Origin of the sequence: Arthrobacter sp. NQ7, assembly GCF_029581595.2 — a bacterium.
Taxonomy (GTDB): domain Bacteria; phylum Actinomycetota; class Actinomycetes; order Actinomycetales; family Micrococcaceae; genus Arthrobacter; species Arthrobacter phenanthrenivorans_B.
Genome location: NZ_JARFXU020000002.1, coordinates 231628 through 256238 on the forward strand (window position 1 = coordinate 231628; position 24611 = coordinate 256238).

At 60.8% G+C, this 24611-nt stretch carries 19 protein-coding genes; 9 read left to right on the top strand and 10 right to left on the bottom strand.

All coding sequences use genetic code 11. From position 1 onward, the window contains the following. Position 1: 1 nt before the first annotated feature. The 3 genes from PUN71_RS03910 to PUN71_RS03920 are packed head-to-tail and all read left to right on the top strand — an operon-like array spanning position 2 to position 2573. Entirely contained in the window at positions 2 to 1426 is a 1425-nt protein-coding gene (locus tag PUN71_RS03910) for a sugar nucleotide-binding protein (protein ID WP_277797415.1), read from the top strand. Next, entirely contained in the window at positions 1423 to 2154 is a 732-nt protein-coding gene (locus PUN71_RS03915) for a glycosyltransferase family 2 protein (protein ID WP_043450720.1), read from the top strand. The genes PUN71_RS03910 and PUN71_RS03915 overlap by 4 nt, the downstream gene beginning before the upstream one ends. 8 nt (positions 2155 to 2162) lie before the next feature. Further along, the gene (locus PUN71_RS03920) at positions 2163 to 2573 is read left to right on the top strand and encodes a DUF2304 domain-containing protein (protein ID WP_043450719.1); all 411 of its coding nucleotides are present in this window, start codon (positions 2163 to 2165) and stop codon (positions 2571 to 2573) included. Between the two features lie 56 nt (positions 2574 to 2629). Here the strand turns inward: PUN71_RS03920 and PUN71_RS03925 are convergent, their stop codons facing one another. Next, the gene (locus PUN71_RS03925) at positions 2630 to 3511 is read right to left on the bottom strand and encodes a glycosyltransferase family 2 protein (RefSeq protein ID WP_277797416.1); all 882 of its coding nucleotides are present in this window, start codon (positions 3509 to 3511) and stop codon (positions 2630 to 2632) included. A gap of 265 nt (positions 3512 to 3776) precedes the next feature. On the opposite strand from PUN71_RS03925, the gene PUN71_RS03930 reads away from it, so the two are divergent. Genes PUN71_RS03930 through PUN71_RS03940 form a run of 3 tightly spaced genes read left to right on the top strand, consistent with a single transcriptional unit; the run spans position 3777 to position 6465 of the window. Then, positions 3777 to 4679, top strand: coding sequence for a glycosyltransferase (locus PUN71_RS03930; RefSeq protein ID WP_277797522.1), 903 nt, complete (start codon positions 3777 to 3779; stop codon positions 4677 to 4679). Beyond that, positions 4676 to 5419, top strand: a complete 744-nt coding sequence (locus PUN71_RS03935) for a glycosyltransferase (protein WP_277797417.1) — start codon at positions 4676 to 4678, stop codon at positions 5417 to 5419. The genes PUN71_RS03930 and PUN71_RS03935 overlap by 4 nt, the downstream gene beginning before the upstream one ends. Next, on the top strand, positions 5416 to 6465 hold the full coding sequence (locus PUN71_RS03940; RefSeq protein ID WP_277797418.1) for a glycosyltransferase: 1050 nt from the start codon (positions 5416 to 5418) through the stop codon (positions 6463 to 6465). The genes PUN71_RS03935 and PUN71_RS03940 overlap by 4 nt, the downstream gene beginning before the upstream one ends. A gap of 79 nt (positions 6466 to 6544) precedes the next feature. Here PUN71_RS03940 and PUN71_RS03945 read toward each other — a convergent pair whose 3' ends face one another. Continuing rightward, entirely contained in the window at positions 6545 to 7468 is a 924-nt protein-coding gene (locus PUN71_RS03945; protein WP_277797419.1) for a glycosyltransferase family 2 protein, read from the bottom strand. A gap of 146 nt (positions 7469 to 7614) precedes the next feature. Between PUN71_RS03945 and PUN71_RS03950 the strand changes: the two genes are divergently transcribed. Then, positions 7615 to 8838 carry a lipopolysaccharide biosynthesis protein gene (locus PUN71_RS03950; RefSeq protein ID WP_277797420.1) on the top strand — a complete coding sequence of 408 codons (1224 nt, stop codon included), beginning with the start codon at positions 7615 to 7617 and terminating at the stop codon, positions 8836 to 8838. Between the two features lie 14 nt (positions 8839 to 8852). On the opposite strand, the gene PUN71_RS03955 is transcribed toward PUN71_RS03950, so the two are convergent. From PUN71_RS03955 to glf, 6 genes are all read right to left on the bottom strand, one after another. Further along, the gene (locus PUN71_RS03955) at positions 8853 to 10202 is read right to left on the bottom strand and encodes a hypothetical protein (protein WP_043450713.1); all 1350 of its coding nucleotides are present in this window, start codon (positions 10200 to 10202) and stop codon (positions 8853 to 8855) included. A gap of 437 nt (positions 10203 to 10639) precedes the next feature. Further along, the gene (locus tag PUN71_RS03960; protein WP_043450712.1) at positions 10640 to 12655 is read right to left on the bottom strand and encodes a DUF6541 family protein; all 2016 of its coding nucleotides are present in this window, start codon (positions 12653 to 12655) and stop codon (positions 10640 to 10642) included. Positions 12656 to 12766: 111 nt separating this feature from the next. Beyond that, positions 12767 to 13492 (bottom strand): ABC transporter ATP-binding protein, encoded by a 726-nt coding sequence (locus PUN71_RS03965; protein ID WP_043450711.1) that lies wholly within the window; start codon positions 13490 to 13492, stop codon positions 12767 to 12769. Next, positions 13493 to 14374 (bottom strand): ABC transporter permease, encoded by an 882-nt coding sequence (locus tag PUN71_RS03970; RefSeq protein ID WP_043450710.1) that lies wholly within the window; start codon positions 14372 to 14374, stop codon positions 13493 to 13495. It abuts the gene before it with no gap. After that, positions 14371 to 16395 (bottom strand): glycosyltransferase, encoded by a 2025-nt coding sequence (locus PUN71_RS03975; protein ID WP_277797421.1) that lies wholly within the window; start codon positions 16393 to 16395, stop codon positions 14371 to 14373. The genes PUN71_RS03970 and PUN71_RS03975 overlap by 4 nt, the downstream gene beginning before the upstream one ends. Then, a complete protein-coding gene (gene glf, locus PUN71_RS03980) occupies positions 16392 to 17579 on the bottom strand; it encodes a UDP-galactopyranose mutase (protein ID WP_043450708.1) in 1188 nt (395 codons plus the stop codon). The genes PUN71_RS03975 and glf overlap by 4 nt, the downstream gene beginning before the upstream one ends. A 209-nt stretch (positions 17580 to 17788) precedes the next feature. Between glf and PUN71_RS03985 the strand changes: the two genes are divergently transcribed. Continuing rightward, complete coding sequence (locus PUN71_RS03985; RefSeq protein WP_277797422.1) at positions 17789 to 21901, top strand: type VII secretion EssC family protein; 4113 nt, start codon at positions 17789 to 17791, stop codon at positions 21899 to 21901. 100 nt (positions 21902 to 22001) lie between these two features. On the opposite strand, the gene PUN71_RS03990 is transcribed toward PUN71_RS03985, so the two are convergent. Further along, a complete protein-coding gene (locus PUN71_RS03990) occupies positions 22002 to 22487 on the bottom strand; it encodes a hypothetical protein (RefSeq protein WP_043450707.1) in 486 nt (161 codons plus the stop codon). Between the two features lie 231 nt (positions 22488 to 22718). Here PUN71_RS03990 and PUN71_RS03995 point away from each other — a divergent pair, with 231 nt between their 5' ends. Further along, positions 22719 to 22967, top strand: a complete 249-nt coding sequence (locus PUN71_RS03995) for a WhiB family transcriptional regulator (protein WP_003804966.1) — start codon at positions 22719 to 22721, stop codon at positions 22965 to 22967. Between the two features lie 171 nt (positions 22968 to 23138). Here PUN71_RS03995 and PUN71_RS04000 read toward each other — a convergent pair whose 3' ends face one another. Beyond that, positions 23139 to 24605 carry a sensor histidine kinase gene (locus PUN71_RS04000; RefSeq protein WP_043450705.1) on the bottom strand — a complete coding sequence of 489 codons (1467 nt, stop codon included), beginning with the start codon at positions 24603 to 24605 and terminating at the stop codon, positions 23139 to 23141. Positions 24606 to 24611: the final 6 nt, after the last annotated feature.

The following is a 24611-nucleotide window of genomic DNA, read 5'->3' on the forward strand; positions in this document are numbered from 1 at the left end:
CATGTCTTTGGAGTTTTCGAAAAAGCTTGCTGCGCACGAAACACCCATTCCCGGCGTCGTACTCTACGACCTTCCGGTCCACGGAGACAACCGGGGATGGTTCAAGGAGAACTGGCAGCGGGCGAAGATGGTGACGCTCGGGCTGCCTGACTTCCGGCCCGTCCAGAACAACATCTCCTATAACGAAAAGGCCGGCACCACCCGCGGGATCCACGCCGAGCCGTGGGACAAGTTCATCTCGGTTGCCACGGGCCGCATCTTTGGAGCCTGGGTCGATCTTCGTGAAGGGCCCTCGTTTGGCACGGTCTTCACGGCCGAACTTGACGCCAGCCAAGCAATATTCATTCCCCGGGGCGTGGGCAACGCGTTCCAGACGCTCGAGGACAATACTGCCTACACGTACCTGGTGAACGACCACTGGTCCGCGGATGCGCAGGGTCAATACACCTTCCTCAACCTCGCCGATGAGACCGCTGCGATCGACTGGCCGATCCCGCTCGACCGGGCTGAACTCTCGGACAAGGACAAAGCGCACCCGCGCATGGCGGACGTCACCCCGATGCCGGCCAAAAAAGTCCTTGTGCTGGGTGCCGACGGGCAATTGGGCAAGGCACTTCGCGCCCAGTACGACGGCGACACATCCGTTGAGTTTGCAGGCCGCACTGAGTTCGACCTCACCAGGGCGGACAGCTTTACTGGCCGGAACTGGAAGAACTACTCCGCGATCATCAATGCTGCCGCTTACACCGCCGTCGACACCGCAGAGACGGCGGAAGGACGGGCGGCCTCCTGGTCCCTCAACGTTGCAGCCGTGGCTCACTTGGCGCGTACCGCCGTCGAGCATAACCTCACCCTCGTCCACGTGTCCTCGGACTATGTCTTTGATGGCAGCCGTGAAAGCCACAGCGAGGAGGAGCCGTTCACTCCCCTGGGCGTCTACGGCCAGACCAAAGCCGCCGGCGACGCCGTGGCAAGCGTTGTTCCCCGCCATTACATCGTCAGGACCAGCTGGGTCATTGGCGAGGGCAATAATTTCGTAAGAACGATGGCCAACCTGGCGCGCAGAGGCGTCAAGCCCTCGGTCGTAAACGATCAGACCGGCAGGCTGAGTTTCACCGAAGACATCGCAGCGTTCATCCGGCACCTGCTGGCGACGGAAGCCCCTTACGGCACCTACAACTTCACCAACGACGGACAAGTGAAAAGCTGGGCGGAGATAGCCGCGGATGTATTCGAGCAGTCAGGCGCTTCCAGGAGTGACGTCACGGGCGTAACGACCGCAGACTATTTCCGGGACAAGAAGGCTGCCCCGCGGCCGCTGTCCAGCGCCCTGGACCTGTCGAAGGCACGGGCGACCGGATTTGATCCTGCAGATGCCGACGAACGGCTGGCAGCGTATCTGAAGTCAGGCGTCGAAACCGCATGATCCCGGCACACCAGCCGCAGCGCACTCTGGTAATCATGCCAGCGTGGAATGAATCGGAAGCCATCGGGAATACTATCCGTGAAGTTTTCGAGTTCGGGCCTGAGTGCGATGTCCTCGTCGTGGACGATGGGTCGCGTGACAGCACTGCACGGGTGGCCCGGGAGGCGGGAGCCTTAGTAGTCCAGCTCCCGTTCAACATGGGCGTGGGCGGAGCTATGCGGACCGGTTTCAAATACGCGAAGATGCATGGATACACCCAGGTCATCCAGGTAGATTCGGACGGCCAGCACGATCCCCGGGACATTAAGGCTGTTCTCGACGGGCTTCGGGAAGCCGACATCGTCATCGGCGCCCGCTTCGCGGACAAAGGTAACTACACGGTACGCGGACCACGTAAGTGGGCCATGAATGTCCTGGCCTGGGCCATATCAAACATTGCAGGAACCCGCTTGACCGACGTAACCTCGGGGTTCCGCGCCGCCAATGCAAAGGCTATCCGGCAATATGTCGACCACTACCCGGCCGAGTACCTCGGCGACACCATCGACTCCCTGGTTGTGGCCATCCGGTCCGGTTGCACCGTACGCCAGGTTGGGGTAGCAATGCGGGAGCGCCAGGGCGGAACGCCGAGCCACGACCCGGTGAAGGCCGCTATCTACCTTGGCCGGTCCGCCTTTGCCCTTCTCTTCGCTTTAACGCGCAAGAAGAACGACCCGTCATCCAACTAGGAGTTCACATGGCCACCCTCGTTGGCTTTATCTTTGTGCTGGTCATTCTGCTCATCATCTTTGAGATGCTCCGCCGGCGTCACCTGCGGGAGAAGTACGCGGTTCTCTGGATCATCATCGGTATCGGAATGCTGGTCCTGGTTGCCTTCCCGCAGCTACTCTTCTGGGCCAGCGGCGCTCTCGGCGTGCAGGTACCCTCAAATCTCCTATTTGCGATGGCACTGCTGTTGCTCGTTTTGGTCTGCCTTCATTTGTCTTTCGAGCAGTCACAGGCCGAAGATGAGATCAGGGTTCTGGCTGAGGAAGTCGGAATACTTCGGCTCAAGGTCGAAGAACTGGAAACGGGCCGGAAACTTGATCAGCCAGCGCCGCCCAGTGAAGCGCGGAGCGATGCAAGGCCGCCCGAAACCACTCTTTAACCTATTCAGGTGGCTGCCGGTCAAAACCGATAGCCACCTGAATCAGCCAGGACTTGTTACGAAACCACGTGCTTCAACAGCCGCGGCAGGGAATCAGTCTTTCCAACAGCGAGTGAACGCGCAACCAAAGTAGCTGCGTTCAGGCGTGACGTGGTGTGAAAAGCAGCCGCACGTGCTGTTCGCTGCCAGCCCAGTTCACGGAACCGGCGCGCCTGGCCCTCGAAGAAAGCCCGTTCCTCATCGAAACGACGGCCATCCAAAGCCTTCACTGATGAGTCTGAGGCTGAGTGACGGCGGTAGAGGAATGCCAAGGTCGGATCGACCACCATGGAGCCGCCCTCGGCGGCAATGTCCAGCAACAGGGCCAGGTCCTGGACCACATGAAGACCCTCAGTGAAACCGATGCGGCGAACGACATCTGTACGCCATGCAAGGGAAGGGAAATAGGCCCAGTCCGCGCGAACAAGGCTGGTAGCCATCTTTTCGCCCTGCAGGAGGACGCGCTCCTTGGTTTTGGGTGCATAGATCTTCTTGACAGCGTCGACCAACGGGGTGCAGGCAATCCCCTGTTCATCTATGACCTGGACCCCCGGCTGCACAACGCTGGCTTCCGGGTAGGTTTCAAACGCTTTGGCGACGACATCAAGGTAGTTCGGCAGCATGATGTCGTCCGCGCCCATGACCACGACAATGGGGGCTTCAGCGAGTTCCAGGGCCTTGCGGTAGTTACCGTTGGCGCCAAGGTTTGTCTCGTTCTTCTGGTAGGTGACCCGGGGATCTGCGATGGATTCGAACCAGCGCTGGGGTTCCGGGCTGGGGTACCCGTCGTCGACCACAATGAGGCGCCAATCCTCGAACTGCTGGCTCATGACGCTTTGGGCCGCAAGTTTCATCAGGTCGACGTCCCCGTAATAGGGAAGCAATACATCAATGGCCATGTGCCAGGTAGGTCCTTTTCTTGAAGATTCACAGGGGTTGGATCTGTCTGCCCGGAGATGAGCACCCCGTCAATGCTACCGCGTTGCCTCCGGCCGGCTTGGCCGAAGAGCGGGCCCGAGACCGCGGGCGACCGAATGGAGGGTCCCTGCGGCCAGCGATAGACTGAAGCCTGCTGTCTGACAGTTCCCTGACGCACAGGAACGGTCTATTTCGGTGAGCGAGAAGGAACCATAAGACGTGACGCACCAGAGTGACCCGCGGGTGGTGGCTGTAATTTCAGCATTCCACCCTCCCCTGGACCTCCCGGAGAGGGTCAAGCAGCTCAACAAGCAGGTCGTTCATACCGTGGTGGTGGACGACGGCTCGGATATGCAACAAACCAGCAACGTTCTTCAGGAACTGGAAAACCTGGGATGCTCGGTGGTGCGCATGCCCGACAACGTCGGGATCGCGGCGGCACTGAACAAAGGCATCGAGGTGGCACTGGAAGCCTGGTCTCCGGACTTCGTGGTCACTCTCGACCAGGACTCCGCTTTGGACGACGGCTACATTTCAGCCGCCTTGGATACCTTCGAGGAGGCCCGGGCCAACGGAATCGAAGTCGGGCTGGTCAGCGCCCAATCGCACAACGGACTGAACGTCCCCCTGCTCGCCCGGAGGGCCCGCTTTCCAGAAGCCTTCGACCCCCTTCAGTCGGGGGCTGTCATCCCGGTTTCCACGTTGAAGACCGCCGGCATGCTCGACGCACGGTTGTTCATCGACTGCGTCGACTCCGAGTACAACCTTCGAGTCAGGTCCCACGGCCTGGCGACCCTGGTGGGTAAGGGCTGCAACATGACCCATGCCTTGGGCCAGGCACAGCCGATGATGGTTTTCGGTTGGCACGTTTCGGTTCTGGGCCGCAAGCGCCACGTCCATTCACATGCGCCCTTTCGGGTGTACTACATGACCCGGAACAATATTCACCTTTGGCGGCAGTATGGTTCGAGGTTCCCAGTCTGGCTGATCCGCAGGCTTCGCTTCCAAGTCGAAAGCGACGTGTTCAGGATGCTGTATGGAGCCAACCGCAAGGGACAGTACCGGGCTTTTGGCCGTGGCTTCGTGGATGGCTGGCTTGGACGGCTTGGCAAAATCGATCCCTCGTTCCAGCGCAAGATCAGCGCATGAGCGGGAACGGGGCAGTGCGTGTTTCCGTTTGTATGGCCACTTACAACGGTCAGGAGTACGTCGAGGAGCAGATTCAATCCATCCTTGCCCAACTGTCACCCGACGACGAACTCATCATCGTCGACGACGCGTCGAAGGACTCTACGACCGACGTCGTCCGCCGACTTCAGGATCCGCGCATCGTTCTCCTGCCAAACGCGGAGAACATGGGCTACGTTGCCAGTTTTGAAAGAGCCATAGCTGCCAGCCGGGGCGAATACATCATGCTGTCGGACCAGGATGACGTATGGCTGGCCGGTCGCGTTGATACTTTGATCGCTGCACTGCAGACCAAAGACTTTGCTGCAAGCAACTTCACCGTGTTTGGCGGCCCGGCCAACAGGTACCACAAGGTGCAGCTTAGAGAGTCGGACAGCGGGCGTTGGGCAGCAAACCTGGTAACGACGTGGATCGGCATCCGGCCGTATTACGGCTGCACTATGGCATTCAAAGCCGCAGCAAAGAAACTAATTCTCCCGTTCCCCGAATTCCTTACTGAAACCCACGATCAGTGGATCGCAATCGTGGCAAACCTCAACCGGGAGATGATACATGTGGCAGCACCGACTGTTTCACGCCGGCTCCACGACGATAATACGACGCCCAAATCCCGTCGCCCTGTTGGGGTAATTCTCCGGGCGAGGGTCATGCTCCTTCGTGCCTTCTTCATTGCTCTGGGCAGGAGGCTTGCAACCCGATGACAACGTATCCGTATCCGTCCCCGGACAATTCCGACGCAGATGGTTTTGCCTCCTCTTTCGGCGCCATCGCATTGGCTGCATACCAACCGGACGAACCCATGTTCGCGCGCCAGCTACGTTCCATCCAGGCCCAGACGCACAAAAATTTCGTCTGCCTCATCTCCGTCGATGGCGACTACCAACGCGTAGCGGCCATGGTGCAGCGCGCCTGCGGCGACGATGAGCGGTTCCGCGTTCTCGGCTTCGAGGACCGGCTCGGATTCCACCACAACTTCGAGCGGGCACTCAAGGCGGTTCCCGAGAATGCCCGTTGGGTGGCTCTTAGCGACCAGGACGACTACTGGTATCCGGAAAAACTCGAAAGCCTACTCCCCGGCCTGGCCGGCGCTGCTCTGGTGACGGGTCAAGCACGGGTAGTGCCGCCGGATGTTTCCGCGACCGACCAGGATCCAACGAAGGGCCGCCTCACCGACAGGAAAAGCGTCGGTGCTGCCGACCTCATTGCCAATAACCAGGTAACCGGGTCTCTTTGTGTATTTCGTCGCGAAGTCCTGGACCTGGCCCTCCCATTTCCGTCGCTCGCCACGCCGTCCCAGTACCACGATCACTGGATCGGACTCTGTGCCCTCGCCAGCGGAGGAATAACTATTAAAGACGTTGTCCTGCAGGACTACATCCAGCACAGCCACAACGTAGTTGGCGAGTCGCGCCAGAGCCTGCCCACGTCGGTCCGCAATACTCTCCGTTTTGTAAAACGCTACGAGGGTAGTACGTCACCGCGGAGCATCTGCAGGATCATTTACAAGACCGGGCTGGGGTGGCGGACGCTGATGGCCAAAACATTGCTCGACCGGATGGGCCCTGACACCCCGGGGCGCCCTGCTGATCTGCCCGGAAGCCTCCGTACGTATGCGCACCCCCGGATGTTCCCGCTTGTACGGCTGATCATCAGCGGCAGCCGAAACGGAACTGTCTCGAACATGCGGGCCTTTGAAATCTTGCTCAGTGTGGCGCTTCGGCGCTTCGCAGGCTCAACGCAACAATAGTCCCAACGTTGGGGGAAAGCCCGAAAGGATCACCCTGACCGCCCACGACGTACTTGCCGGCCCTCCAGCCGGGGCTTGACTAAGCCCTGCTGCTGAGCTGATAACGCTTTTCAGCGTCCAGAGTACGGAACAAGTCGCCTGGCTGCAGCACAGCGGGGAGCCTGAGCATCCCTTCGCTGAGACCCTTGAAGGTGCCCGACAACCACTGCTTTTTGTCTTTCGCAACCCGGAACTGCTGAATGGCCAGCACAAAGAGTTCCGCGAAACGGAACACTGGACGCTGGGTCAGCGACCAGGGGCGCGGGTTAAGGCGCGTTAGCCACAACTGGTTTCGAAGGTAGTAGTAGAGCCGCCAGCCCATGTCCTTCAGTCCAGCGTTGTTCGGATGGATCATCCGGGCGCTTACGACGTGGATGCCGAACGACGATTGTGCCAGCCGTTTCGTATACTCAACATCGTCAAACCAGATGAAGAAGTCGGCGTATGGAAGCGGCATCGCTGCTGCCAACCGCAAATCAATCAGAACACCTACGAATGTCGTATGGGCAAGCGCAATTCCGCCCAGTTTCTGTGCAGCCAGCTGAGCAGTTGCATCGGTACTAACGGTTGGCAGGTTTCCCTGTACGACTGCCCCATCTACGTCTTCCACCAGAGGCGCGGCGAAGCTCGGCCGAGGTTCGCTCTCCATGGCCCGCATCAAGGGCTCAAGCGCGTCTCTGTGCGGCTCGGCATCGTCGTCCATCAACCAGGCAAGGCTATGACCGCGCTGCAACGCCAGTTCAATACCCCACGCAAAACCTCCAGCGCCGCCAAGATTGGCGCCCGTCTCATAGAGAGTTATCCCCGGATGACTGGTCCTGACGTATTCGGCGCTGCCGTCTGTAGACCCGTTTTCGATCACGATGATCTCGTCCAGTGGCCGAGTCTGCTCCTCCAAAGCCATCAGACACTTCTTCAGGTAGTCCAGTCTGTTGAAGGACACAACTACGGCTGCTACGGACATGGACCATCCTGACTTTGCGGTGCGAGTTACCAATACAGCTTAGTGGAACGGCGCCGACTCGCGGACCTGGTGGACCTCCCGCTGCTCTAAGCTGGAGACTTTGGTGCTGAAGCTGCGCCTGTGAATGAAAGGTTGGTCTTAGCGTCGTGAAGGCAATCATAGGCGCACTGTTTCGCGTAGGCACCTTCGCACTAACTGTGGGCGCGGGAACTGTAGTCGGGCTCCTCGCGATTCCGATCATTACGCGGGTGGTCGGCGCCGATGCCTGGGCCGTCCAGGTTCTTGTGCAGACTCTGGCAACACTGTTTGGCGTGGTCGTCGCATTCGGCTGGGGGACGGTAGGCCCAGGTCTCGTTGCTTCCCTTGACAGTAAGGAACGCCCCCAGCTCTTTCTGGACTCGCTAATCACACGCTCTTACCTACTCTGCGTGGCAGCTCCCGTAATGATGATCCTCCTGGCAGTGCTCCGGCCGAGGGAAGCCCTTTTTGTTACCCTGGCCTCAGCTGCATACTTGATGCCCTTCGTTGGAGCTTCCTGGTATTTTGTTGGCGAGGGACGCCCGATGAGGCTCTTTCTTTTTGACGCTCTGCCACAGTTGCTCGGCACAGTCGCGGGCGTAGGGGTCTTGGTAGCAACCAGGGACTTCACGTTGTTGGTCACCACACAATTGGTCTTCAACCTCATCGCGGTGGTCATTAGTTCCACCGTCGTGCTCCGTGATGGTGCAGGGCGCCTTACTGCGAACTTCTCTCCGCGGAATTCCCTTCGTCAAATGGCGCAGCAACGACATGGAGTTATCACAGCAGCTACAGGGAGTTTTTACGTCAATTTACCCATGCTGGTAGTCAATGCGATCATTCCGACGCAATTGGCAAGCTATGCGATCGCTGACCGGCTCTTTCGCTTTGCGGTCACAGCCTTCTCCCCGATCCTGCAATTCGTACAGGGATGGATTCCAGACGGAGGCGCTGGCGCCTCTGACCATAGGATCAAAAGGGCCTCGCAGCTTGCGCCGATCCTTGGAGTTTTGGGGGGTTCTGTTCTTGCCGCGGCAGGGCCGTGGGCAGCCCAACTTCTTGTCCCCGGCTCCAACAATTTCGGATACAGTCTCAGCGTTCCGGTGGGTGTCAGCTTTGCGGCGGTGGCAGTTTCTCAAATTATCGGACTTGCATGTCTGGTGCCAATAGGCAAGGCACGCGAGCTGGCAAGTTCCACCCTGGTCGGCGCCGCCCTGGGGACGCCTCTGATACTTTTGGGGGCAGTTAGCCTAGGAGTCGCCGGAGTGGTTTGGGGGATGGCCTTTTCTGAAGCCGCTGTCGCGGTGTTCCAAATAGTTGTGCTCAGACGTCACCTTAGCGGGAAAGCCTAGTAAACGCCCTGCCGTCATTCGTCCCGAAGCTTATCGCACCGTACGTACACTTTGTCTGCAAACCATCCCTTTGGTGCAATCTGGACTCCTGCCTCTGCCAGGCCCGGGTCCTGCTGGCAGGCGGCACGTCCAGCGTTAACACCGTCGCTCCACACCGGACCACCAGTCCGCGCCACAACAGTGGGAAAGAAAAAGACAAGTTGCAGGACCAGGAAGCCGCCGAGGATGGCCGCGGCAGCCGCGCGGGAAAGAGGCGCCAAAACAGCAGCGGCCAGCGGCAGGAGGGCCAGTAGGAAAGTCGACGGCGCTGTGGAATAGCGGGACAAAAAGAACCTGTCCCAATCTGCGTTTGTGAAGGTCGAGTAGTCAAAAAAGGACTGCGGGTTGACGACTTGGGTTGCCGCCCAAGTACCAAACGAAGCCAATACCATGACCGCCGCGACAAGGCGGTGAACTGAATTTCCCTTCCACATGATAAAGATGAAGACCACAAGGAACGGTATGGCCGCGCAAACTATCGGCAACGGACCGTAAGCCTGGATAAGGCCAGCGATAGTGACTGAGTTCCCAAACATCAGGGCGCTGCTGCTGTTAAGGAACCAGCCTTCAAGCACGGACAAAAGGTTAACTGGGTAGCCCGAAGATGGCGATCGAGGAAAACTGAGCGTAGTTAAAACCTGGCACAGGAGACCAAGGAGCAACCCCGTCCGCGCAAACCACTTGGACCGATTGCGTAAGTCGTAAAGAAACAACGGAACAAATAAGAGCGACAATATCTCGGTAAGAGACACGAGAAGCGACAGGGCAAAAAGGCCAAATCGGCCGGCCCGGCTTTGCGCTTGCGCCATTAAGAGCCACGGAGTAAGCCAGAGGAGATACCAGTGAACGTTGGCGAAGTTTGCCAGCGTTTCCAGCGGACCAGGCGCGACGAAGATAACCAGAGAAGCCAGGCACACCCTGATGAGCGTGTTTCCGACGACGGATTTCGATAAGTAGAAAACGCACAAGGCCACGAGGGATACGACCAGGCAACTCGCATAATTCATCGCGATCCCATACCCCTGGACCGGAACAAAACTCGCAACCAAATTGGCACCCAGTCGAGGAACAATATGCAGGTACCCTTCGTAGGGCGAAAAGATTCCCGCCCATCCGCTGCCATTCAGCGCATCATTAAGGAAGATCCCGCCATCTTCGGCCCAAATAGTTCGCTGCGCGTCCCACGGCATTCTCCCAAAGGCGACCGAGGCACCTGCGACGACGATCACCGCATTCAGCATCCAGAATGCCAACCGGCGCCAACTGTTCTGCAGGCCCTCAGCTTCCTCCATCTGACCGATTCGTCCCCGCAATGCTGTCTCCATAGACTCGCGCCGTCCTTCCCCATGTTCGTCTCATACATATTGGCGCCCTGCCCGCAATGACGCCCGCCTTGGTCTGGAGCTCTAAATTGCGCGTCTGGTTGCAACGCCCCTAGCGTCTTATATAAGACGACAGGACACTCCGCCAACTCTGAAATAATTCGTGCGTGTGAACATCGAGCACTCAGGCCGAAAGCGACGTGGAAATGAAGAATTGCGCGCTTTTCACGGCCGCGTACCGCTCATCTTTCCATCATTGCACCATAGTCATCATAAACGTTCGGACTTTTGTTCCCCGACTAATCCGGAGCCTCATGGCCGGCTGCCCTGAGGCTCTGTTCCCCTCCGGAGCTTCCGAGGTGCCAGGGACATTGGGTGGGAGCCGAAGTCCCCTGCGTTCACGGAAGTCCAGCCCGACCGATTCGAAGGTAGAGAACATCCTATGAGGAAGGGCACAGATTCAGTTTGTAGAGTTTCGCGTCACCCTGAGAGTCTTCGAGAGTTGTCATCCCTGCGGCTATCAGGGCGTCCAGTCCTTTGTAGCCGCTGTCCCTGCCATGTACCTCACGGTGCCCGAAGTCGAGGATGTACTCGATTTTAAGGCTCTCCACGGCCGGGCATACGGCCGGATCGTCCTTCGTGGGGGCAGGACCGCTGAGTAGGCGCGCTGCCCCTTGGGGAACAGCGCTGAGGATATGCAACTGGACGAGTTTGCGGTCGGCGAAGGCGTAAGCGAGGGAACTGCCATTCCAGGGATTGCCCACCATAAGAGCGTCTTTGGGCACTTCGGCGGGCAGCCGCTTGATGAGTGCCATTTCATCACTGGATATCAGCGGCGAATCCTCGGCCAGACGGTAAGACCCGGCCATGGACGCTTGCGCCTGTGCCACATTTCCGCGTTGCGTGGCTCCAGTCAGAACGAAAACCATAACCACACCTGCCGCAACAAGAACAGCGGGGTCAAGCCTGCGGCCTCCGGCGACCCCTTCTGAGGGGCGTGAACCCCGCCTGCTGTCCAGGAACCGGACCCCGGCTGCCAAGGCTATCGTCAGGCATTTCCAAACCCCGACGGCGCCCCTGCATGCGATTGGAATCGTCACGATTGGCAGAAGAGCCGCCAAGCGGGGCGGGTCGTTGTACCAGATGCCCGTGAGAGTTAGCCGGAAGTCGTCCGCCGGAAAGGAACTGACGACGACGAAGAGAACTGCAGCGACCGCGTAGATTCCCAGCAGCCAGAGTTGCCGGCCGGAGCGAAGGATGAGATAGATGCCAAGGAGCGTCAGTGCCATGACTGCCCACGCGACGGGGCGCCCGATGGCTGAACTGGCAATGAGTTCTCCGATGGCCTGGCCCGTTGTCTCCACTGGCGGCCAGAAAGCAGCCTCCGCCGGAGGACGTACGATGTCCCATAGACGGCGGATCAGCAGGACGGCGGCAACGAAGATGAGTCCCAGGACGAGCGAGACTGTGACACGTTTCCTGCCCCTCCTGAACGTGAGCATGTCCGCGAAAACCCGCACGTAAACATAGAGGGCCGGAGGCAACATCAGAGCCAGCCATGCCATGGCGGCGCCGGGGTGCGCAAGGGCCATGCCCGGAAGGACGGCCAGCAACAGAAGCAGGCTCATGATCTTTGAACCCTGGGCCTCAGTGGTCAGGCCAATAGCGTCGAGCCCCAAGGCCAACGCCAGGGGCAGCAAGGCCAGTGCCAAAAAGTTTGGATAAAGAACCCCGAAGTCCAGCAGGGAAATCGGAAAGGCCCCGAAGGCCGCCGACAAGATGCCTGCAGCCAGAGTGACGGCGGGACGACGGCCCCACACAGCTTGAGCCAGATACACGCATCCGAGCGGCCAAACGAAGGCGGCCACGGCAATATTGACGACGTTTACGGCCGTAGTTATTTCGCCGCCACCTACGCTGACGAGCAACGAGACAAGGTCGTGCCAGGCCGCGGGATACGAACCAGCCCCGGTCATGGTATTCAGGGTGAGGGATGAACCGGAACCGGTGTCGAGAATGTAGCGTACTGCGTTCAGATGGAACACATTGTCGAAAGTCTGGGAGAACGACTCTGGGGAACCGATGGCGTTCAGCAATCGGCGGCCGATCAGGACAGAAGCCGCGGCGATCGAGGCCAACGACACGGGCAACCAGTAGCGCGGCCGGTCGTCCAATGTTTCCGTAACCACGCTTGGCCTCTTCCTGATCAGGAAAGACACTGCAAACGCTATCGCGGAGACTCCCACGGTTACCACTACCACAGGCAGCAGGGACCAACTGGCTCCAACGAGGGGCGCCAGCATGGCTGCCACGGCGACGATGGACACGCTGATGCCCGGGGCTGCTGCTAGAGCCCGGAATGCACTCAGCCGGGCCGCAAGGACAACGACCAGGCCTGGGATCATCAGCAGTGCCACCGCGAGGACGAACTGTGGTACCGCGTCAAACCAAGACAAGAATCCTCCGTACGTTTATCGGAGCGCGGAAAATTTCTGGGTTCTCCGCAGCATCCGGCTGAAATCACAACGGGAGGCGCAAACCAGAACCCGTGAAAAAGAGCTAATGATTCAATTCCGCAAAAGGCCAACAGCCTCGTGGATCGGTCCGTCGAAGATCAGCTCCCCATGCTTAAGGAGAACACCCCGCCTGCAGATCCTGGAGACAAGGTCCAGGTCATGACTCACCACAACCAGGGTCTTGCCGTCCCGCGCCAGTTCCTGGATCTTGTCGATACATTTCCGCTGGAAAGGCTCATCGCCTACCGCGAGGATTTCATCGATCAGGAAGACTTCAGGGTCTGTGTGCACAGCAACGGAAAAGGCCAGCCGCAGGTACATTCCTGACGAGTAAAACTTGACCTCAGTATCAATGAACTGGCCGATCTCGGAGAACTCGACAATGTCGTCGAACCGGTCCTTGATCTGCTGTTCGGTCATACCCAGGATGGCGCCGTTGAGGAACACGTTGTCGCGCCCGGACAGGTCCGGGTGGAAACCTGCTCCTACTTCGATGAGTCCCGCGACCCGGCCCCTTGTCTTCACCGATCCGGTGTCCGGGAGCATGACTCCGGAAATGTGCTTGAGCAGGGTGGACTTTCCTGAACCGTTCAGGCCCAGGAGGGCAACGGTTTCCCCTGCCTCGATGTCAACGGACACATTCTTGAGCGCGTGAAACTTTTCAGAGAGGTCACCCTTGCGTCCCTTCACGAGCCAAACAACGGCTTCCTTGATGGAGCGCGTGTGGCGGAGGACAAACTGTTTGCTGATGTCGGAAACTTCAATTGCGTTGACCACTTAAAGCTCCTGCGCAAAACGGCCCTCAAGGCGCCGAAAGGTGAACTGGCCCAGGACGAGGACCGCCAAGGCGACTCCCAGTCCAATTGGCAACCAAAGAGTGAACAGATTCGGGGGCATGGCGACTGATCCGTCAGTCGTCGGGAACCAGAACGCGTAGTGGAACAATTCCACACCGATGGTTATCGGATTTGCCTGATAGACGGCAAACCACCCCGCTCCCAGCTTCTCCTGCACCATAGACCAGGCATACATCACGGGCGAAGCCCAGGTGGCTACCATCAGGAGCATATCCACAAGGTTTTCTGAGTCGCGGAAGTAGACGTTTGCCGCGCCGAACAGAAGTCCCAGCCCTGTAGCAAGCAGGGCAACGATGACAAAACCGGCAACGGCTGCGAGCAGCTGGAACACATTGGGGTGCCAGCCGGCGAAAAGGCACCCGATCACGAGCACCACCAGCTGCGGAAAGAAGTGCACTGCCGACACCCACACAGAAGCCACAGGGAAAAGCTCGCGTGGAAGATAGATCTTCTTGATGAGGTTTCCGTTGTTGACTATTGACCTCGCTGCATTTCCCAGCGCTTCGGAGAAGAAGTTGATCAGGACAATGCCGGAGAACAGGTAGACGGCGTAATTGGCCAGACCCTCGGGATTCCGCGCGCTTCGTTCGAGGCCGAGGAAGACTCCGAGGGCAACGTAGAACACGATGAACTGCACGCCCGGCTTCACATACGACCAGAGCAGACCCAGCACGGAGCCCCGGTAGCGTACCTTCAGCTCTTTGCGGACCAGCAGCTTCAACAGGAAGCCTGACTGCCTGATATCCCGGAGGCCACCTCCGAGTCCGGGAGTGGTTAACTCCCCGGATACAAGTGCGCTCACTTTATTTCGTTCTGGGTATGCTGCTCGAAGGTCTTCCTCCAGGATTCCATAGAGGTGAGGTCCGAGACTGCGGCCTTGTACTTCTTGCTGAGGGCCGGCCATTCCTTGAGCAGGGCGGAGTGAAGCCGGGCGCTTTCGGCCAGCATCTTCCTCAACTGCTTGGGATTGCGGCGGTACCAGGACGCCCCGGTGCCTTCGGCATTGGATACCACGGCGCTGTCATACTGCGCCATCCGCCACCAGCGGTTGTCCTGGTGGGCAATGGTGGTTTGCGGCCGCTCCGCGCTGGTTCCCTTGACAGGGCTGGCCAACTGCCGGACAACGGTCTTGGCCGCCCACGGCAACAGCGTCAACTTCCCTGGCTGCGACGGTCCATGCCCACGCCGGGGCGGCTTGTCCATCTTGGGTGCAGGGAAGTCCTCCGGGTCAGGACGGAAGACCGCATCCGAGTGCGCGGACATCATCTCACGGATCTGGGGCAGCTTCTCTGACAGGAGTCCGGGCAGGGCCTCCGGCCCCTTCAACACATCCTCCAGCGCCCATTGCCTGCCCTGAGCGGTGGCGTACTGCATCGACACGAGATGCTTTACGTCAGCGTACTGCGACTCCTTGATGACCCGGCCGCCGAACTCGTAGGGGCTGTGCAGGAGTGCCGCCACCACCCTGTTGCGGGCGTGGAAGTAGGCCTGCCACCCGACGAGGTCGTCCTTATCGATCCAGGAAACGTGCCATACGGCAGAACCAGGCAGCGAGACCGTTGGGTAACCGGCCGCCTTCGCCCGCAACCCGTACTCGGAGTCGTCCCATTTGATGAACAACGGGAGGGAGAGACCAATCTCGCGGATGACCTCGGTCGGGATAAGGCACATCCACCAGCCGTTGTAGTCGACGTCGCACCGCCGGTGCAGCCACGGGGTCTGGCGAAGGTTGGATGAGAGGAAGTCGTGGCCGAGGATCATGTCCTCGCTCGGGAGGGACGGCTGGAACCTATAAGGGTTGACCACCTCTCCGAAAGTATGGAGGACGGTCCGGTTGTAGAGATCGAACATGTGCCCGCCGACGAGCGTCGGGGTCTTGCAGCGATCCGCGAACGTCAGCAGGCGGATAATGCTCTCCGGTTCAACGACAACGTCGTCATCCATCAACAGGGCGTAATCGCTGCCGTTTTCAACAGCTTCGAACATGCCCCGAGCGAAGCCGCCGGATCCACCCAGGTTGGACTGGTTGATGATCCGGAGTTTGCCCTTCAGGGATCGCTTGACGTCGTCGTAACCTTCAGCGTCGGAAAGCTTTTGGGTACCCTGGTCGACAATCAGGATCTCCTGCACGTGGGCAAGGGCATCCTCGCTGTCGGCGAGGAGCCGCAGGTTGTTCAAGCAGAAGTCTGTCTTGTTCAGGGTGGTGATCTGGAGTGTAACGGAACCCGGCGTCTTTTCGACCGTGGGGCCCTGCCATTCGGCGTCGAGCATGATCAAGGGCTCAGTGCCGGCCAGGAGGTCGAACCAGTACCATCCGCCGTCGCCGAAGGGCGCCAGCGAAAGTTCAAACACGCTCTCGGAGTTGCCTTCGACCCGCCGTGTGTCCACCCGTTGCAAGGACCCCCGGGCATTTGATTTGTAGACGATGACCGAGCCGGTGCCCTGGGTCCGGACCTGGAGCCGGATAGTGTCCACAGTCGTCCACCGGCGCCAGTAGCTGGCAGGGAAAGCGTTGAAGTACGTACCGAAAGACACCCGCTCGCCGGAACGGACAGACGTTGAATGCCGCGAAAGGAAGTCTTCAACGTGCGCTTCTTTGGTGGGGCTGCTGATGGTCCGGGGCTTCGCGGTCTTCCCGTCGCGGTCACCGGCAGTGGGCAGCTGGATCCCGGTCGCGGTGCCCATGTCCATATAGAGGGGCACGGTGTCCATTTGGCTGGCACTGGGCAGGATCACGCGCTGAAGCGTCTGCCACGCCTGACGGGCTTCGGCTGTCTTCGCCCTCGAGGTGTTCTTGGTCTTGTTGTCGGTAGGGACGCTCATGCGTCGACTCCCCCGCTTTCAAGCTGCACGCCGCTTTCGAAGTGCGGCCGGATCTTGTTGTCGAACATGCTGAGTGCGGAACCAATAGCCATGTGCATGTCCAGGTATTTGTAGGTGCCGAGGCGGCCACCAAAGAGGACATCCTTTTCCGCGGCGGCCAGGTCGCGGTACTTGAGCAGCCGCTCCCTGTCTGCGGAGGTATTGACCGGGTAGTAGGGCTCGTCGCCCTTTTCAGCAAAACGCGAAAATTCGCGCATGATGATCGTCTTCTCGGTCTGGTAGTCACGCTCGGGGTGGAAATGGCGCGGTTCGATAATCCGCGTGTAAGGGACGTCCTCATCGTTGTAGTTCACAACGGACGTGCCCTGGAAGTCGCCCATATCCAGGACTTCTTCCTCGAAGTCGATGGTGCGCCAGGAGAGGTCGCCCTCGGCGTAGTCGAAGTACCGGTCGACCGGGCCCGTGTAGACGACCGGGATGTTGCCTACGACCTTGTTCTTGCTGTATTCGTGCGACTCATCGAAGAAGTCGGTGTTGAGCCGGACCTCGATGTTGGGGTGTTCCGCCATCTTTTCGATCCAGGCGGTGTAGCCGTTGGTCGGCAGACCCTCATACTTGTCGTTGAAGTAGCGGTTGTCGTAGTTGTAACGAACGGGCAACCGGGAAATGATGCCTGCCGGCAAGTCCTTGGGATCGGTCTGCCACTGCTTGCCCGTGTAGTGCTTGATGAAAGCCTCGTACAGCGGGCGGCCGATCAGCTGGATGCCCTTGTCATTCAGGTTTTGCGGATCGGTGCCTGCCAGTTCCCCGGCCTGTTCCTGGATAAGCTCGCGGGCCTGGCCCGGGGTCATGTTGGCGCGGAAGAACTGGTTAATCGTGGCCAGGTTGATGGGCAGGGAGTAGACCTCGCCCTTGTGTACGCCGTAAACCTTGTGGACGTAGTCGGTGAACGTGGTGAAGCGGTTGACGTACTCCCACACGCGCTCGTTGGAGGTGTGGAAGAGGTGCGCTCCGTAGCGGTGCACCTCAATTCCGGTCTGCTCTTCCTTTTCGCTGTACGCGTTTCCGCCGATGTGATGGCGCCGGTCGAGGACAACGACCTTCAGGCCGAGCTCAGTGGCGGCCTGTTCTGCGATTGTCAGGCCAAAAAAGCCGGACCCTACGATGACAAGGTCAGCGGTCACAAAATCTCCTGGTTCGAATGCGGGCAGCGCAATGGTGCGCATTGTCTGCTGCTCTAGCCTACCCGAGGGACTGTACGGCCCGTCGAATCAGGCCTCCCCTGTGATGCTGCACACGACCCTAGCGTTTTATCCACATAGGGCGTGGTTCACCTGGGACGTGTTTTACCCCCTGACTAGCGTGTGGGGAAACGTACGAAGGACGCCAACACATGACGCTTAATTGCACCTTGGTCGCCGGCCCGGGATCCCGCCTGCAGCAATCCCTGGAATTGTCCATCGATGCTCCCGGCGGCACGCCCGGCCACGCCATTCACGAACAATTGGTGTGCAAGTTCAGCGCGGGCACCGTCAATGTTGGTGGTGAGGACCTTCGTTCCCTCGTCGTCGGCACTCATCCCCTTGTCGAGGCGGCAGTGCTCGTCGACTGCGGGTCGGCGCCCGCCAGCACACGGACGCGGCGCCGGGCTGACGACGTTCCAGCCCAATTGGCCCTCACTGTGGACAGCGGAGCAGCAGCGGGAACCGTCGTACCGCTCCGCCGTGGCAGCTACAGCATCGGCCGCAGCGGTACGCGGGTCGTCATTCCGGACCCTGAACTCTCGCGTGAACATGCACGCGTCGTCGTCACGGAGACGAACATCATCCTGGTGGACCTGGACAGCGCCAACGGCACATTTGTTGACGGTGAAAGGATCCGCAACGCAGTCATCACCACCGATTCCCGCATCAGGTGCGGGCAGTCCTGCTTGTCACTGGTGTTCGCTGATCTGCCGGGAAGAGTTCTTGAAGACGCTGGCAGGTCGGTTGCGGAACCTATCGTGGTGCCAGGCCGCACCGACCCGGGCAACCGCCTGGGCCTGCTTCTGACCGCGATGCTCCCCCTGGCGATCGGAATCCTCCTGGCCGTATTTACAGGGATGTGGATGTTCCTGGCGTTCTCTGCTGCCTCGGTATTTTCCGTCCTGATACCGGCAGCCAACGGACGCCGCCAGCGGCGGCAATTGTCGCTGGCGGTACAGGAAGCGGTCCGGCAGGACAGGGAACGACGACGGCGGTCCGCGCCGTCCCTACCGCTGGTAGCTCTTGCGGCCGGGCAAGCTGCGGAGGCGCCCAGTTCTGAGTCCAATGACGGCGTCTGGTTGCGGCTGGGGCTGGCAGAACAGGCGGCGAACGTGCGAATTGAAGGCGCAGGCGATGTCAAACCCGTTCCCTCGGCCGGCATGGTGCCAGTCCTCCTCGACCCCGCCCGTCCGCTGACCACTGTGGCTGGCCCGCGCCGTGCAGTCGACGGCGCCATCAGGTCGCTGCTGATGCAACTGGCAGGGTACCCCTCCGGGTGCAGGACGCATGTCCTGATCCATGGACGCCCGGACGACCTGCCACTCGCTGCCCGGTTTCTTCCCCGGGTGACTCTGATATCGGGAACCCTGGCTGGCGTGGACACAGTTAAGGGCAAACTTCCCCAAGGCTGCGAGCGCGGAGTCCTTCTGCTGTTGGGAGAAGGCCCCACGGTGTCCGGGAACTCCGTGTGTGAAGCCGCCCTTCAACAGGGGTGGGCAGTACTTCACTTCCAGCCGTCGGACGGAGTGTGCCCCGAGGCCGATGTCCTGTTGTCGGGGCGGAATTCAGTCCTCCGTATGGATGGCGACCAAACCCTCTTTGTGGCGGACCTTGCGCCGGAGGACGTGTTCACAAATTTCTGCCGGTCCCTGGCTGGCAGCGCTCGGCGGAAAGAGGAACAGCCGAACGGTGTGCCCACGGCGTGCAGCCTGCACGACGTCCTCCCCTTGACGGCCGCCGCCACGATCGAACGGTGGAACTCCAGTGGACTGGACGACAGCCTGGCGGTCCCTGTGGGCGTCAGCGCGGCGGGAATCAGAATGCTGGATCTCCGGTCGGATGGGCCACACCTACTGGTGGCGGGCACCACCGGCGCGGGAAAGTCCGAGCTCCTCCGGAGCCTCACGCTTGCACTGGCACTGAGCTACCCGCCCGAACGGGTCAACTTCTTCTTCATCGACTTCAAGGGCGGTTCCGGTCTCGGCCCGCTCAGCAGGCTTGTCCACTGCGTCGGGCTGCAGACGGATCTTTCCGTTCCGGAACTGGAGCGGACGCTGACATCACTTCGCGCCGAGGTCCAACTGCGGGAAAGACGCCTTGCTGCGGCGGACGTCCCCGACATCTCCATGTACCGGAACACACCGTGGGCCCATGAACTTGTCCTCCCGCACTTGATCATTGTCATTGATGAGTTCAGGATGCTCGTTGATGAAGCACCGGAGACCCTCCGTGAACTGATGCGCCTGGCATCCATTGGGCGGTCATTGGGCATCCATCTGGTCATGGCAACCCAGAGGCCCCAAGGAGCCTTGACCGCGGACATCCGTGCAAATGTCACCTCCAGCATCGCCCTCCGGGTGCAGTCCGACATGGAATCGGTCGACATCATCAATTCCAAAGCGGCGGCGGCCATCAGTGTTAACACCCCGGGCCGTGCCTTCCTGGCGCGGGGGACGGAGCCGGCGGAGGAGTTCCAGGCGGCGTCCTCCGCTTCCGGCGGAGGGGAATTCCGGATGCCGGGCATCGCCGTCCACCTGACAACCGATTGCCTCGCCCGGCCTCCGGCCCACCCGGTACCGGAGGCGCCCAGTCCACTGGCTCCAGCACAGGCCGTGGAACCACTGGTGGCAATGGTGAGCAGCCTCTGCGCTGCCGGGGGCGTGCCGGATCCGAGGAAACCTGTCGTTCCTCCCCTGCCGATGGACCTGGAGGAAAGTGCTCCGGACTGTTCAGCCGGTTCTGCATTTTTTGAATCCTGGTGCCAAGCGCCCGAGCGCTCAAGTGGCCAGGTAAGGCTTGGCTTGATGGATCTACCTGGCAAACAAAAGGTGGAGTACTTGGTGTGGCGTCCTGAGGTCCATAGCCATGCGGCCTTTATCGGCGGCCCCGCTTCCGGGGCCGCAGGGTCCTTGGAAGTGATGATTGACCGTTTGATGGACAGCCCCAGTGAAACACATTTTTACTTCCTCGACGGGGCGGGAAGCTTCCTGGGGCTCGCCGGCGAAAGCCGGACAGGTGCGCATGCAGGAGTACACGATCTTCGGCGAGGGGTACGCGTGCTTGAGCGGCTTGTCGGGGAACTGGGCCGGCGCCTGGCCCAACCAGCGGCTGAGCACATACCTCTCACTGTCGCCATTTCAGGGTGGGGGTCCTGGGTTTCCGCTTTCCGGTCGGGGCCGTTGGCGTGGGCAGAGGATCTGGTCCATGACCTCGTCCGCGACGGTGCCATGGCGGGAATTACAGTTCTGCTGTCGGGAGAGCGGGAGTTGGTTACCGCCAGATTCTTCGCTGTCGTTCCGAACCGCTTTTACTTCCCGGCTGGATCCACGGAGGAAAGCCGGGCACTGTGGCCCAGGATGCCTGCCATTGCGGCAGTCGAAGGCAGGGCAGTGGCCTTCGGTCCCATCGCTGGAGATGGCCCTGCTGTCTGTCAGCTTTACCGACATCCAGGTCGGGAGGGCGGTGACGTGAACGCGTCCAAACACCCGAAGGCCTTGTCACCGCCATTTCGCGTGGATCCCCTCCCCGCCGTCATCACAACAGGCCAGGTGGCAGCTTTGGCGGAACTGACGGTGGCACGCCCTTCGTCGTCGAAGCCGGGCAAGCCGGCATTGCAGCCAGTGGGCGGGAATCCACTTCGTCGGGGTGGGAGCAGCAGTGCGGGGCAGATCCAGAGGGGTGGCAGGCATCAGGAGGTACTCCTCGGAGTGGCCGGGGACGAGGTGGGCGCGGTCTCCGTCCGGCTTCCGCATGCCGGCGTCGTGGCTGTTCTTGGCAACCCCGGAAGCGGCAGGAGCAATACCCTGAAGTCCTTGGTGGCGCTTAACCCTGATCAACCGTGGTGCCTGCCATCCGGATCTCCTACGTCCACGCAAGACTGCTGGGCGGACGTGCTCCTGCAGTCCGAGGGAGGCGTACTGCCACGGGAGACCGTTCTGCTCGTCGATGACGTCGACCTCCTTGGCCCGCTGGAGTGGAGGGCGCTGGAGCAGTTAAACGCCTTGGGCCATTCGCTCGTGGTTGCCGCCGCCTACAGCCCTGTCCTTATCCAGCGCGTTCCACTCATGATGGGTGCGAGGGCCTCAGGGGTGGGACTGCTGCTGGGCCCCCGCTCCTTTGCCGACGGCGACTTCTACGGGGTCCGCTTCGAAGTGGAGCCGCACTCCCCGCCCGGACGTGGTGTCCTCATTTCCGCGGGCATGTCCCTCGCCCTGCAGGTGGCGTGGGGAGGCCCGGGAGAGAAGGCCGCCGGGCCCGGATAAGGGCACACACGTTTTGAGAAGACAGGTCCCGGCCGTGGGGCACGGACCCCTAACCAGTGGTCCACGCCGGAAAAGACATCGACCGTCGACCGCGGCCACCTCAGAGGGCGGGAGGTGCGCTACCTGTCCGGGAGGCATGGGTGATCACTGGGGTGGAAAACAGGAGGACAATGGCGACGATCGCCGGAACCAGCATTGCCAGCCCGGGCAGGACCAGCCCGCTGGTCAGCGCCGGCACTCCAATGGTCAGGACGAACAATTGCGCTACCAGCGCAGCGGCCCGGGTCCAGCGGTACCCGCGGTAAAGAAAGACAGCCACAGCGAACAGCCACGCTGAAAAGGCCAGCAGGAGGCCGAGGGTGAAAACAGCTCCCCAGAATGACAGGACAGGGCTTCCAGAGAGCAACTCGTAGGCGTACCAGCCGGCAGCGGCGAGGAGGGCGGTGGCCTCGGCAGCTGCAACGATGGCCACCACTTTTGCCGCGCCGGGGACAGTGCCCGGCAGGTGACCGCCCGGAGGGGTCATCCCGTCGTGGCCGTCGGGAGAAGATGCGCTGCCTGCTGGTTCTGCGGGGGGTCTTGACACACTCGCACCCTACCGGACATAGTCGGACACTGGTGAGGGCCGGAGCCGCCACTGTGATGTATCGCTCAGGGTTTCGAGGGATATCGTGCGTTCTTACCCCTTGTTTACACAGCGTTAACATGACAGGCTTGAATGCAGATGACCAAGGGGGCCCCAAGGGCCCTTTTCCTTTGTAGCCACTAGTGAATAATTTCACAAAGGCTCTTCCCAGAAATGGAGCAACTGATCAGCATGGATTGGCGTAACCGCGCAGCGTGCCTCGACAAGGACCCGGAACTGTTCTTCCCCGTCGGAAATACAGGACCGGCCCTCCTGCAAATCGAGGAAGCCAAGAGCGTCTGCCGCCGCTGCCCGGTCGTAGACACTTGCCTGCAGTGGGCCCTTGAGTCCGGCCAGGACGCCGGTGTCTGGGGTGGTATGAGTGAGGACGAGCGCCGGGCCCTCAAGCGCCGTGCTGCCCGTGCACGCCGCGCTTCCTAGGACGGCCGGCCACACGTAGCCCGCCCGAATATGGCTTAAGCCAATCAGCCTGGCGTTGCAAAGACCCCGGGACAATCCACTCTGGATTGTCCCGGGGTCTTTGCTTGGTTCAGCCTCCGGAGGCCCGGCTCGTGTTTCCGGAACTAAGCACCGGCCGTGCCGCGTCGGCGGCTACTTCCCGGCGAGGCTGAGCCGGATCTTAACCTCAGTCCCACCGCCGTCACGGCGTTCCCAAGTAATGGTGCCGCCCAGTTCGCTGGTTACCAAAGTGCGCACAATCTGAAGCCCCAGCCCCTCGACATGCGGGGTCTGCGGCAGTCCCACGCCGTCGTCGGCGATAGTCACTGTCAGTTCTTCACCGTCTTCGCCTTCAGAGCGGTCAGCAAGCAGCCACACTGTTCCCGCCCGGCCCTCGAGGCCATGCTCAACCGCGTTGGTGACCAGTTCGTTGATGACCAGGGCAAGCGGGGTGGCCAAATCGCTTGGGAGCTCGCCGAAGGTTCCCGAACGCTCGGTCCTGACCTGCTGCGACGGGGAAGCCACCTCAGCCGACAACCGGAACTGGCGCCCGATCAGCTCGTCGAAATCAACGCTTTGGGTCAGGCCTTGCGACAAGGTTTCGTGGACCAGGGCAATGGTCGCGACCCGGCGCATGGCCTGCTCCAGCCCCTGCTTCGCCTCGTCGCTCACCATGCGCCTGGACTGCATCCGCAGGAGCGCGGCCACAGTCTGGAGATTGTTCTTGACCCGGTGGTGGATCTCCCGGATGGTGGCATCCTTGGTCACCAGCTCCATCTCACGCCGGCGAAGCTCAGAGACGTCCCGGCAAAGAACCAGCGCACCGAACCGCTGCTGTTCGTCCCGGAGCGGAATCGCCCGCAGGGACAGGCTCACTCCACGGGACTCGATCTCGCTGCGCCACGGCATACGCCCGGTAACCACCAGGGGCAGGGTCTCATCAACCATGCGCCGGTCCTTCAGGAGTCCGGCGGTGACCTCTGCAAGCGAGCGCCCTTCCAGGGATTCGCCGTCACCCAGGCGCCGGAAGGCGGAGACGCCATTGGGGCTGGCGTACTGCACGATGCCGTCGGCATCGAGCCGGATCAGCCCGTCCCCCACGCGCGGCGCTCCCCGGCGGGACCCGGTGGGCGAGGCAAAGTCCGGCCACAGCCCCAGCGTTCCCATCCGAAGCAGGTCGTACGCGCACTGGCGGTAGGTCAGCTCAAGCCGGGACGGCATCCGCGAACTGGACAGGTCCATGTGGGTGGTGACCACGGCAAGGGTCCGGCCGTTCCGGACCATGGGGACGGCCTCCACCCGCAGCGCCATTTCGCTGTTCCAGTTCGTTTCACTGGAGCGCTCAATGGACTTGCTGTGCCAGGCCTTGTCCACCAGGGGCTTCAGGTCGGAGCGGATCCCCTCCCCCACGAAGTCGCTGTGGAACGCGGTATGCGTGGTGGAGGGGCGCACATGCGCCAGGGCAATGTACCCAAGCTCGGGGTGGGGGAACCACAGCGCGAGGTCGGCAAACGCAAGGTCCGCGACCATCTGCCAGTCCCCCACCAGGAGGTGCAGCCATTCGGCATCGCCCGGCCCGAAATCAGCATGTTCCCTGATAGGGTCCGTAAAGATTGCCACTGCACC